Raw genomic sequence first — 12620 nt, forward strand, 5'->3', positions numbered from 1 at the left:
GCTCTTTTTTGTCAGACACTCTTACCTTCAACTGAACATTCAATCAACATTTATCCTCTGCTTAGCAAACAATCAGTAAATAGCGATGGAACGACCGTGGTGTCCACATTCCCTCCCGACACAAGAGCAACAACTCTTTTCCCCTCCGCCTTTCTTTTCAATACCCCTGCAATTGACACTGCGCCTGATGGTTCAATGACCTGTTTCATGAGCGTAAAAACACTCGTAAATGCTTCTTTGATCTCGTTTTCTTCAACCAATACAATGTCATCGACATAGCGCTGCACAATTGGGAAAGTTAACTCTCCCGGAATGGAAGCGCGTAATCCGTCTGCGATTGTCGTGGTGGAACCAATGTTTATTCTTTTTCCTTCTTGAAAGGATTGATAGGTATCATCTGCGAGCGCCGGCTCTACACCTATAACACGGATTCTTGGATTTGATTCCTTCAAGGCCGTTGCGACACCGGAAATGAGACCGCCTCCGCCAATCGGGACATATACTTCATCAATGTTGTCAAGCTGATCCAAGATTTCCAATCCGGCTGTTCCCTGACCTGCCATGATGTACGGGTGGTCATAAGGAGGGATGAAAGTTGCTCCTCTTTCTTTACATATGGATTGGGCACGGTCAATTCTTTCTCCTGATGTAGTACCGCAATGGTCAATTATTCCATTGTACGCCTCAATAGCCGCTTCCTTGCAACGGGCAATATCTTTGGGAACAACGATTGTTGAGCGAATTCCCAACACATTGGCAATATAAGCAACCGCCTGTCCGTGATTGCCAGAAGAAGCAGCCAATACATGTTTTACATGATGTTCGGATTCTTTGATCACTAGATTGGAAGCGCCCCGAATTTTAAACGAACCGGTTTTTTGCAAATGCTCACATTTTAAAAACAAGTCATTCCCGATTTTTTTCGATAATGTATTGGAATTCAGGACGGGGGTCCGCTTGACGACATGCGCAATTCTTTCTCTTGCTTCTTCAATATCTTTCAATGCAATCATTACTTCTCCTCCTTGGTGAAAAAATAGAAAACCCGGCGGCCAAAGCCGAGTCTTCTTGTGAACGTTTTATTTCATGACTTGATCTTCCGACATGATCGTTTTAATATGTGCAACTGTATCCGGATCTTCAAGCCCGGTGATGTCTCCGGCGACGTCACCTTTTAATACAATCTCTTTTAATAAGCGACGCATGATTTTGCCGCTGACCGTTTTCGGCAATGACTCCGTAATAATCACTTGTTTTGGCTGGGCGATTTTCCCGATATTTTCAATAATAGCATCCGAAATTTTCTTTTTGATTTTCTCCTCATCGTCTGCTTGTTCCGACACCCTTACAAATATGAAAGGAACTTCTCCTTTTATAGGGTCCGGAACACCGATGACAGCGGCCTCCGCTACTCCAGGCGTTTCCAAGACAGCGCTCTCCATCTCCATGGTGCTGAGGCGGTGACCCGCAACATTAAAGGCATCATCAGAACGCCCCACGACCCAGAAATGCCCATCTTTATCTTTTAAAGCAATATCGCTGGCAAAATAAGCCCCTTCCACTTGACTGTAGTAGGTACGGTAATATCTTTCCGGTTCTTTCCAAAGGGTACGGCAAAGCATTGGGAATGGCGTCCGGATAACAAGATTTCCAAGGGTCATCGGAGGTACCGGTTTGCCTTCATGATCAACGACATCCATATGGATTCCAAGAAATTCCACCCCCGCTGAACCCGGTTTCATTGGAGTTAACCATGCGGCGCCGGCCAAAGGGGTTCCCGCCGTTTCCGTTTGGCCCCACGTATTATTGACATATACTTTCTTTTTCCCCAGCACTTCATATGTCCAATTCCATGTTTCGGGATCAAACGGTTCTCCCACCAGAGAAATGACATCCAGACAATCAAGATGATGCGGCTCGATCGCTTTTTCTCCCAAACTTTTCAACATGCGAAGAGCAGTTGGAGCTGTAAATAACTTCGTTACCCGGTATTTGTCAATTATTTGGTAAATGCGGTCTTTTTCAGGATAGTCCGGTGCGCCCTCATAAATGACAGTCGTCACCCCATTCGCAAGCGCTCCCGCAATGCCCCAAATATGCATCGTCAGCCAGCCGATATCTGCCGAACACCAGAATACGTCATCCCGTTGGAAGTCCATATGGTATTTCGCATAAATATAGTTTTGGACGACAAATGCGATCCCCGAGTGAACGACCCCTTTCGGTTTTCCTGTTGTTCCGCTCGTGTAAAAAACAATTCCTGGTTCATTTGCTTCCACACGTTCGGGTTCACATTCAATACTAACGGTTTTACGAATATCATGCCACCAGACATCGCGTTCTTCTTTCATATTTGGATTTGTATTCAACCGATTTACAACAAGCACATTCGTTACTGAAGGAATGGAATCGATCACACGATCTACTTTTTCTTTCAACGGAATGATTCTTCCGCGGCGATAGCTCGCATCGGCCGTTACCACTATTTTCGGCTCATAGTTGATTAACCGGTCTTTTAACGCTCTTTCAGAAAAACCTGAGAAAATAGAGTTGTATACAGCCCCGAGCCTGAAGCAAGCCAATACCGCAATGAATGCTTCAGCCAGATTAGGGAGATAAATGGCTACAGCATCCCCCTTTCGTACACCAAACGATTTGAGAGCGTTTGCAAATCGGTTTACTTCGGCAAGGAGCATATTGTACGTATAAAATTGTGAATCTCCATTTTCACCTTCCCAAATAATGGCTGTTTTATTTCCTGATCCATTGTCTATATGACGGTCCAACAAATTCACGCTGGCGTTGCTGATCCCGCCTTTAAAAAAAGAAAAGTCAGGAAGATCCCCGGATATCGTTTCTTCCCATCGTTGATACCAGAATAATTGTTCAGCAACTTCTTCCCAAAACTTTTCCGGATCTTTTTTGGACTTTTCCAAGATCATACCAAACGTTTCTTGGCTTCCATCTGCTGTTCGACGGATTTTTTCTTCCCGTGGCTGAATAAGTAAACTGTTTTCAACGACATTTTGAATACCGGCCGTGTCCATCACGTTTCCTCCTCATTTTGTTTTGTGCCTATCTTTTTTATTAATTCGAGTTTATTTTCTTTTTTCCTACTGAAGATTGTAAATTTTAAAAAATGATAACGTTTGCTTGTACGAATCATCGCGGTTTGTCTAAAATCATTCCTAAAAGAAAGTCAAAAACATGATTTCAAAAGCAAGTAAAGTCCCCATAGTGGAATGATTATGCTGTGTTAGCTTGCCTGATGATAAAATCTGGACGAAGGATGGGAGATAAAAGGGAAAAATCAAAAAACAGGCATCCATCGCGGGTGATAAATACGAAAGATGCCCGTGAAAAAGGTGATCAAACGGGGGATTGTGTTCACACAATGGGATAGCTCAAAATCAAAACAGATTGATACTTCGATGGACAGAGGGTCAATTAGTCGATCTTTCGAGCTTTTGTCACCTCTTTTCTATATTAAAAAGCACATACTCGCTTATTTTTTTTCAGTACTGAAATCACATTGTTTAAGAGGAACTACTTGTGTTTTCTTGACAAACTTGTACCCGAGCCATACAGCAATAAACAAAGGCAGGCCGATATAGGAAATAATGGCGCCATTCCAATCAATCTGACCTTGTGTGAAAGCGCTATAATTTTGTCCCAAAATGACAATGATGCACAAAACGAATGCAAAAATGGGGCCGAACGGGAACCATTTCGCGCGGTATGGCAGCTCCGCCAAATTGCGGCCTTGCGCTATAAAGGCTTTGCGAAAGCGGTAATGGCTAATGGCGATGCCGACCCAGGCGATGAATCCGGACATGCCCGAGGCATTTAAAAGCCAAATGTACACAGCTCCGTCACCGAAGAAAGAAGCGAGGAATGCCAGCGTCCCGACGAGGGATGTGGCGATCAATGCCCGGACCGGAACCCCGCGATGGTCCAGTTTTCCCAAAAATTTAGGTGCTTTCCCTTCTTTGGCCAAATCCCATAACATTCTTGTCGATGCATATAAGCCGGAACTTCCCGCCGACATGACGGCAGTCAAAATAATCGCATTCATCACAGAAGCGGCAAAAGCGACACCCGCCTGGTCGAATACAAGTGTAAAGGGACTCACGGTGACATCCTCGCTCGCAAGGCTTTCTGTCGTGTAAGGAATCAGAAGGCTGATAACAAGAATGGCAAATATATAGAAAAGCAGAATTCTCCAAAACACGGATCTAACCGCTTTCGGAATGGATTTGCCGGGATCTTTTGTTTCACCGGCAGCGACCCCAAAAAGCTCGGTTCCCTGAAAAGAGTAACCTGCGGCCATAAAGATGCCGAGTATTGTCATAAAGCCGCCATTAAACGGCCCTTCACCCACTGAAAAGTTTTTAAATCCGACGTACTCTCCTCCAATAATTCCAAAAATCATCAGTACGCCAATGACTAAAAATACGATGACCGTGACCACTTTGATCATCGAAAACCAATATTCCGACTCTCCAAACCCTTTTACAGACAAATAATTCAATAGAAAGATGATCCCCAGAAAAAGCGCGCTCCAAACAATGGAAGGGCTTTCAGGAAACCAGAACTTCATGATTAAGGTGACGGCTGCAAGCTCCGAGGCAATTGTAATTGCCCAGTTATACCAATAATTCCATCCAAGGGCAAAACCGAGCGCAGGATCAACAAATCGTGTCGCATATGTACTAAAAGAACCGGCAACAGGCAAGTATGCTGACATTTCAGCGAGACTTACCATTACAAAATAGACCATTAATCCGATGGCGGCGTATGCGGTGAGGGCTCCTGCTGGGCCGGCTGTATGGATGGCGGTTCCGCTGGCAAGAAAAAGACCTGTTCCGATTGTGCCTCCAAGAGCGATCATCGTCAAGTGTCTCGACTTTAAATCACGCTTTAATTCCTGTGGCGCTTGTTGAACATTCTCCTCAGCTGTGATGGCGATGGTTGATTTGGCGGTACTTGGCATGTGCTATATTTCCTCCTTTTATGGCTGAATCTGGATGAACTTTTCATGGCCACAACCATATTAAAAGTTATGGCCATATCGTTTTTTATTTGATGACATATAAAGTTTGCATTGTATCATCAGACGGGCTTTGGAAATAAGCGCCCATTTCATGCAACTGCCGTATAGTAGCCACATGGCTCTTTGTAATCTCTTCCCCGGGTGTCAGCAAGGGAATTCCTGGCGGATACGGCAACACCGTCTCCCCGCAAAGCGAACCGACTGCCTTTTCCAGACTCACTTTATGCCGCGGCTTATGGAAAGCATCCTGCAGTGAAACGTGGGGCTTGTATACTGACCCCTCTTCCGCAAACATGACTATGTCTTTTTGTTCCTGCTTTTGGCCGGGAGTTTCTTTCAGCTTGGCATCTATTGATTGGACGGCTTTGACAACCCTGTCAATATCCTCTTCTTTTTCATTGATCGAAAACAAAAAGACTATATTGCGAGGATCGCTGATTTCCGCCGTTGCCCCTTCCTCATAAAACATATCAAGTAACTGATAGCCGGTGACGGTTTCATTTTTGCAGGAGATAATCCATTTTAAAGGATCCCTATATTGAACTTCCTGGCTTCCTTCCCATATATTCAAAGATTGAAGCTCGGTTGCCAGACGGATACGTCTTTTTTCCAATCGTGCTACCGTCTCTGTTAATTGCTTCCTTCCTTTTTCCACCAAGTATCTTCGAGCTAGATCCAAAGAAGCAAGCAACGGATAAGAAGGACTTGTTGATTGGATCATGCCCAACACTTGGGCCAACCTTTCCCGCGATACCCGGTTGCCTCGCACATGCAGCATCGAAGCCATTGTCATCGCAGTCAGCATTTTGTGGGTCGATTGGACGACAACATCGGCGCCTTGCGCCAGTGCTGAGGGCGGTACTTCATCAGCGTGTCCGAAGTGAGCGCCATGTGCTTCATCCACAATGAGCGGAACACCTGCTTTATGACATGTCTCCGCTAATCCTGAAATGTTTTGGCTCATACCGTAGTAGTTTGGATTTGTTACCCAAACTGCTTTGACATGGGGATTTTTCTTTAATGCCTCTTCTATATAATACACATCCGACACCATGGCTGCCTTGGTGGTCGGCTCAATGGCCGGTGCTATATAAATGGGACGCGCTCCTGCTAATAACAGACCGTGAAAAACAGACTTGTGCATATTGCGCTGTACGAGTATTTGATCTCCCGGACTGCATAAAGTGAGTGCTGTCCCGATATTGCCAATCGTGCTCCCGCCGACAAGGAAAAATGTATGATCCGCTCCGAAAGCATTTGCGGCCAAAGCTTGTGCATCAGCAATGAAATCTGTCGGATGATGCAAATCATCTATGCCGACTGACTCTGTTGCATCAATTTTTAATATGTTTGAAAAATGGCCATAGCCTCCCTCATCAAAGACGCGCCCGTCCTTATGGCCCGGAACGTGCATAGATGTTCGCTTGCTTTCTTCATATTGACAGAGCGCTTCGTAAAGTGGCGCTTTTGAATGCTGCAATTCTTTTTCAACTGTGTTTTCTAATATTTCCAATGGTTGGCTCATGCGGAATTCTCCTTCCAAACGATGATTTATGTAAATAGAGGTTTGTTGAAACAGTGCTTCTTTTCCTCACATATCACGTGCAATTTACATGCCAATATCGGAAAGGAGTGCTAACATGTTGCCGTACCGGGACGTTCAGCCAAACAACAAGAAATTTCATTTCCGCAAACAAGTGAAAAATAAAAGAAACCGCCGGAAAATGGGCGGTTTCTTTTATTGGTTCAGTTTAGTCAGCTTATACTGCAATGTTTGACGGGGAATGCGAAGCAATCTGGCCGCCTGTTGGATATTTCCTCCCGTTTCCTTCATCGCTTCGTTGATCAAGCGAGTCTCTGTTTCCAGCAGCGCATCCCGGAGTGGCTCGATATGAGCAGGTGTTTCCGTCATAGCGCTATTGTCTCCGATATGATGTGGTATATGCTCCAACGTAATGATATCACCATCCATCATATTCATGGATGATTCAATCGCATGTTGCATTTCACGCACATTTCCCGGCCAGGAATATGTTGAAAATAAGCTTAATACCTCATCGGATAATCCTGTTACAAGTTTTCCAAACAGAAAATTGTACTTTTCGATAAAATGGTTGACCAATAATGGTATATCTTCTTTTCTTTCTCTGAGGGGCGGGATTTGCAAATGTATCACGTTTAAACGGTAATATAAATCTGCCCTCAGCGTTTTCTCCTCTATACATTTCTCTGCCGGCTCATTCATCGCGGCGATAATCCGGACATTGACACCCTGCTCTTTCATCCCGCCAACCCGGCGTATAAGGCCATTTTCCAGAACACGCAACAACTTTGCTTGAATATCCAGCGGCATTGAATTGATTTCATCCAGAAACAACGTTCCGCCATCTGCTATTTCAAACAAACCCGGACGATCAACGGCCCCTGTATAACTGCCTTTTACCGTTCCAAACAAAATACTTTCCAGCAGCGAAGACGGAATCGCTGCACAATTTTGCGCAATAAATGGAGCCGATTTTCTCGGGGATGCATTATGAATCGCCTGAACGAGCAATTCTTTTCCTGTCCCGGTTTCCCCGTAGATTAAGATAGGAGAGGATGTTGCCGCTGCTTTAAGCGCTTTCTCTTTTATCAATTTGAAACGGCCATTTTTCGTAATGATATCGGTCATTCGGTATTTGGCGCCTGTTTCATGTTGTTTGGCTTTTTTCTGACCATTTCCCGATTCGACTTTTGCCTGTAAATCGATCAGTTTTTCAGATAGCCGCTTTACTTTTGTCATATCTTTTGCAATTTCCACCGCGCCAAAAATGTCTCCATTTACCTTGATCGGCAGCGTGGTATTCACTGTATCGATTAGGACACCCCGCATATTGTAATAAGATTGATGTTGATTATAGATGGGCTGTCCGGTCTTAATCACTTTTAACAAAGTACTCGTTTCCACTGTCAAAGACGGAAATACATCCAGCAAGTGCTTGCCGAGTATATCTTCCCCTTCCAATCCGTCCAATTTGGCTGCCACATGATTATAGAAAATCGATACACCGTTTGCGTCTACTGCATGAATACCTTCGTCTATTGTGCTTAAAATAGCCTGGAGAATCTCTTTGTCTTTTGTTTCTGTCAAGTTGAGCAACATATTCGATTCCCCTTTTCTCGAAAATAAAAATGTGCCGAATTATTGTCAATGGTATGCCGGATTTTCGGCACACCCTTCATATTGATCAAATTGATTAGTAAAAAGATTCTATCATTCCGTTTTATCGCAACTTTACCATGTCATTCAGCAATTCTTTTATGCCAGCAATCAAATCCAGCGGGGTGACTCCGTAATGGGACAATGTATCCCCTTTTGTCTCTGCTGTCCTGGCGTGAAGAAAGCTTGCCGAAATCAATGCCTCGAGCGGTGGAGCCCCCTGTGCCAAGAAAGAAGCAATCAGACCGGTCAAAACGTCTCCACTGCCTCCCTTACCAAGGGCGTCATGTCCGTAAGGATTAATGTAAAGATCGCCGGCTGGTGTCGCAATGATGGAACGATGGCCTTTTAACAGCAAATACAGACGATGTTCTTGAGCAAAAGATTTAGCCACTTCCAAACGGTTTGTTTCCACCTCTTTTATGGATGTATGTAATAAACGGGCCATTTCCCCGGGGTGGGGTGTAAAAATTACTTGTCCCGGATAAGATGTCATCAAATGTAAATGGTCTCGCAGCAATGTCAGTGCGTCTGCATCAATGATGATAGGCTGTTCTCTGAACTTGTCCATGAGCGCTGCCAACCATTGTTCACCGTCTTGAAATCTGCCCATTCCCGGGCCGATGGCTGCTACATCATATTCGTCCAGTTTTAATGCAAGCTCTTCAATCGCTTTGGCGGAAAAATGCCCATTCTCACTGGCAAGCGGATAAAATAAAGCTTCTGGCAGTTGAGCCGCTGTTAATGGGTAAACACTTTCGGGAACAGCTGCCGTCACCAACCCTGCACCACTGTGAAGTGCCGCTTTCGCCGTAAAAATCGGCGCCCCTATATAGGAATGTGATCCCCCTATCACAACGACATGGCCAAATGTGCCTTTATGACCAGTTTGCGGCCTGGCGGGTAATGAAAGTGCTGCCAGGGAACGGGTGATTACTTTGGGCATCTCCAATTTCAATGTTTCGGCAATCAATGGAGGTATGGATATATCGACAGCCTTCCACTCCCCCACATATGCCGGACCTTCCCTAAGAAAAAATCCTTTCTTGGGACAAACAAATGTAATCGTCTTCGTCGCCTTGACGGCGATTCCTTCCACCCGTCCATTATCACTATTGACCCCTGAAGGAATATCAATTGATAAAATCCATTTTTCACTAGCTTGTTCATTTATGAGAGAAATCACTTGATCAAAAGGCTCCCTTACAGCCCCCTTCGCTCCAGTGCCGAGAATGGCATCGACAATGACATCTGCCTGTTTGATCATGTTTCGCAGTTCAGCAATGGAATGTTTCTCCAAATAGAAGATTGGCAGCCCTCTATTGACAAACACATCATAATGTATCCCAGCGTCCCCTTTGATACGGGACGGATCAACAAGCACCCATAAACAAGGGGCATAGCCCATGTCGAAAAGCCTGCGGGCAACGACAAATCCATCCCCGCCATTATTTCCGGCTCCGGCCAAAATAATCACTTTGGTTTTCTTGTCCGAAAAGTGACTGCTCACCTCTTCGGCAACCTTCGCTCCTGCGTTTTCCATCAATACCGCCCCAGGAAGACCAAGATTTTCTATCGCATATTGATCGATCAATTGCATTTCTCTTCGACCAGCAACAAACATGTCCCATCCCTCCTCATCCCCATTATAAACAACACAGTAACGGGTTTACGAGACATAAACACCAAAAAAAAGAACGAAGCATCGTAATCTGCTTCCGTCCTCAACGATTAAATGGCATTTTTTCTCTTTTTTAATTGCTTGCTGCGAAGTTGTCCACATGCGGCATCAATGTCCGTACCCTGTTCCATGCGAACACCGCAGTGGATGCCCCGCTTTTTCAAAGTATCGAAAAAAGTGCGAATGGCTTCAGGCTCACTTCTTTGATACTGGCCATGTTCATCAACCGGGTTGTAAGGGATCAAGTTTACATATGTGAGCTGCCGCCTTTTTGCGAGAAGATCAGCCAGCTCGCGCGCTTCTTTTTCAGTGTCATTGACATCCTTTAATAAGATATATTCGATCGTTACCCTTCGGTTCGTCTTTTCCAAAAAATAATCGAGTGCTTGCATTAACTTGTTAATTGGAAAAGCCCTGTTAATTTTCATGATTTGTGACCTTAATGCATCGTTTGGCGCATGCAGAGAAAGCGCCAGATTTACTTGCAAATTCTCGTCCGCAAAATCAACTATTTTGTGAGCAAGACCGCTAGTTGAGACGGTGATATGCCTGGCGCCGATAGCCAGCCCTTTCGGATTATTGACAACGCGCAAAAATTTCATCAAATTACTGTAATTGTCAAATGGTTCGCCAATTCCCATGACGACGATGTGGCTGACTCTCTCCTCTTTCCCTCTATCATCAAGAAATTCCTGTACTTTCATGATTTGCCCAACAATTTCGCCGCTCGTTAAATCCCGGCTTTTTTTCAGCAAGCCACTTGCACAAAAGCTGCAGCCAATATTACAGCCGACTTGAGTCGTAACACAAACAGAAAGACCGTAATGAAAACTCATCAGCACTGTTTCAATCAAATTGCCATCTTCAAGCTCAAACAAAAATTTGATCGTGCCGTCCTGGGATTCTTGCTTTAGTGCGAGCTTCAGCGGCTGAATGGTGAAGTGCTCTTCGAGTAATTGGATACAATCTTTATTCACGTTTTTCATATGAGAAAAGCTTTTGACGCGTTTTCGGTACAACCAGTCCCAGACTTGCTGCGCCCGAAACTTTTTTTGACCGTGATCCGCCAGCCAAGTCTCCAGCTGTTCGAACGTCATTCCATATATGGATGCCTTCATGATAAAAACCTCTTTTCAAAAAATCCAATGCTGTTATTATAATACTTTCATGAAGAAAAGAAAACCATCATTTGGCTTGATAACGCCGATTGCAATGTCCATCATGATGTAAATTGGTTTGTACGCAGTGATTTATGATGAATGCTCTTTCACATTTTGCCATTCGCGAATTTCGGCTTTTGCCAATCTCGTCCCCAACAAAAAAGCTGCCGCGATTAATCCAAAACATAGCCAAAGCGCTGCGGGAATGCTCCCAAAGCGATCTATAATGATTCCGCCCAGTCCCGGGCCAAGAATCTGGCCGACACCGAAAAATATCGTTACATATCCTAGCGCGATCGGTGCATAGAATTCATCTATTTGCTCCGTTGAAAGAGCTTGGGAAAGGGACAGCATGCCGATAAATGTGAGTCCCCAAAGAAACTGGCTTATGAAAAAACAACTTAAAACAGGTAAAAAGATCGGTATTAAAATGGAAATGCCGGCAATAAAAAGGTTGATAAGAAGTGCTCTTTTCCGTCCGATTTTATCCGAAATGGCTCCCCATAACGGACCGCTGACAATACTCATCAATCCGCCCAATGCCATAATTTGTCCAGCCGAATGACGATTCATCCCCGACTCCATTATATAACTGAATAAAAAACTTTGCGGGATAAGGTAGGCAAATCCTAAAAGTCCATACATGAAGCCGACCAATAGCACTCCTTTATGGAAATAAACGTCCTGGACAATAGAAACACCCCCTGTATCCCGCTGGTTTTCCGAATTCGGCGCATCCTCTAATGTTTTTGCGCCGATAATCCCCATGGCGATGGACAATATGCCAAATAATAACCAAAGATAGCGCCAGCCATCATCCGCAAACCAAGAAGTAAAATGCGGTACGAGCATACTGGAAATAAGCGTACCCAGCCCCATCCCGCTGATGGCGAACCCGATCATCACACCCCTGTTTTGTGGAAACCAGCCAACAAGAAGATTTATCATCGGCGTATATACAAAAGCCGTGCCAACGCCCAAAACAACCATCCCGATTAAAGACGTGAGGAAATCATTGACTACATATAAATACATAAGACCGGCAGCGACAAAAAACGTACCGATAATAATGAGGCGTTTAGATCCCCATTTTGAAGTCATGATTCCAACGAAAAGCACCATGCCCAAATACCCCAGTGCCGTGGAGGTCCCCAACATACCTGCCTGTTTATACGTCAATGACAAGCTGTCTTTCATAAATGGCATCAAGATGCCATATGACATTCGCGCAAAACCGGATGTACAGATTGTAATAAACATACTGACGAGCCCAAACAATAACATCCTGCTCTTCAGCATCCCCACCGCCTTATTTTGAAAAAATAAATTTTAACGATATTTCTAAATAGATTTACAATTCTGCTTCATTATACCATGGTTAAAATCAAATAAGTGAATGGATTTTTTTTGGATGAGAAGGTAATTGACCGTCATTTTTTAGTTTACATAAAATAATTATGGTAACCTGGTGATCTTTGAGTTGGCTTTTGTTGACACATTGGTTGTGCACAAGCTACGATGGGGCTG

General features: G+C 44.4%; 8 protein-coding genes. All 8 read right to left on the minus strand.

Annotated features, from left to right (window positions below; all coding sequences use genetic code 11):
* Positions 1-50 precede the first annotated feature (50 nt).
* The 8 genes from MHB50_RS08975 to MHB50_RS09010 all read right to left on the minus strand — a co-directional run bounded on the left by MHB50_RS08975 (position 51) and on the right by MHB50_RS09010 (position 12392).
* On the minus strand, positions 51-1013 hold the full coding sequence (locus MHB50_RS08975; RefSeq protein ID WP_340085161.1) for a threonine/serine dehydratase: 963 nt from the start codon (positions 1011-1013) through the stop codon (positions 51-53).
* 66 nt (positions 1014-1079) lie between these two features.
* Complete coding sequence (gene acs / locus MHB50_RS08980) at positions 1080-3047, minus strand: acetate--CoA ligase (protein ID WP_077113466.1); 1968 nt, start codon at positions 3045-3047, stop codon at positions 1080-1082.
* A 458-nt stretch (positions 3048-3505) separates the two neighbouring features.
* The gene (locus MHB50_RS08985; RefSeq protein ID WP_340085162.1) at positions 3506-4993 is read right to left on the minus strand and encodes an amino acid permease; all 1488 of its coding nucleotides are present in this window, start codon (positions 4991-4993) and stop codon (positions 3506-3508) included.
* An 85-nt stretch (positions 4994-5078) separates the two neighbouring features.
* Positions 5079-6578: an aminotransferase class I/II-fold pyridoxal phosphate-dependent enzyme gene (locus tag MHB50_RS08990; RefSeq protein WP_077113467.1), complete on the minus strand. Its 1500-nt coding sequence runs from the start codon at positions 6576-6578 to the stop codon at positions 5079-5081.
* A 213-nt stretch (positions 6579-6791) separates the two neighbouring features.
* On the minus strand, positions 6792-8195 hold the full coding sequence (locus tag MHB50_RS08995) for a sigma 54-interacting transcriptional regulator (protein WP_077113468.1): 1404 nt from the start codon (positions 8193-8195) through the stop codon (positions 6792-6794).
* 121 nt (positions 8196-8316) lie between these two features.
* On the minus strand, positions 8317-9876 hold the full coding sequence (locus MHB50_RS09000) for a bifunctional ADP-dependent NAD(P)H-hydrate dehydratase/NAD(P)H-hydrate epimerase (protein WP_077113469.1): 1560 nt from the start codon (positions 9874-9876) through the stop codon (positions 8317-8319).
* A gap of 107 nt (positions 9877-9983) precedes the next feature.
* On the minus strand, positions 9984-11051 hold the full coding sequence (gene rlmN, locus MHB50_RS09005; protein ID WP_171974006.1) for a 23S rRNA (adenine(2503)-C(2))-methyltransferase RlmN: 1068 nt from the start codon (positions 11049-11051) through the stop codon (positions 9984-9986).
* Between the two features lie 132 nt (positions 11052-11183).
* Positions 11184-12392, minus strand: a complete 1209-nt coding sequence (locus MHB50_RS09010) for a YbfB/YjiJ family MFS transporter (protein WP_077113471.1) — start codon at positions 12390-12392, stop codon at positions 11184-11186.
* Positions 12393-12620 lie beyond the last annotated feature (228 nt).

It is taken from the genome of Siminovitchia sp. FSL H7-0308, assembly GCF_037980985.1.
Lineage (GTDB): Bacteria > Bacillota > Bacilli > Bacillales > Bacillaceae_C > Siminovitchia > Siminovitchia thermophila.

Excerpts from the sequence above, each read along its gene's own strand:
- rlmN (WP_171974006.1), bottom strand. The coding sequence starts at position 11,051 with ATGAAGGCATCCATATATGGAATGACGTTCGAACAGCTGGAGACTTGG.
- acs (WP_077113466.1), bottom strand. The coding sequence starts at position 3,047 with ATGGACACGGCCGGTATTCAAAATGTCGTTGAAAACAGTTTACTTATT.
- MHB50_RS08985 (WP_340085162.1), bottom strand. The coding sequence starts at position 4,993 with ATGCCAAGTACCGCCAAATCAACCATCGCCATCACAGCTGAGGAGAAT.
- MHB50_RS09010 (WP_077113471.1), bottom strand. The coding sequence starts at position 12,392 with ATGCTGAAGAGCAGGATGTTATTGTTTGGGCTCGTCAGTATGTTTATT.
- MHB50_RS09000 (WP_077113469.1), bottom strand. The coding sequence starts at position 9,876 with ATGTTTGTTGCTGGTCGAAGAGAAATGCAATTGATCGATCAATATGCG.
- MHB50_RS08990 (WP_077113467.1), bottom strand. The coding sequence starts at position 6,578 with ATGAGCCAACCATTGGAAATATTAGAAAACACAGTTGAAAAAGAATTG.
- MHB50_RS08975 (WP_340085161.1), bottom strand. The coding sequence starts at position 1,013 with ATGATTGCATTGAAAGATATTGAAGAAGCAAGAGAAAGAATTGCGCAT.
- MHB50_RS08995 (WP_077113468.1), bottom strand. The coding sequence starts at position 8,195 with ATGTTGCTCAACTTGACAGAAACAAAAGACAAAGAGATTCTCCAGGCT.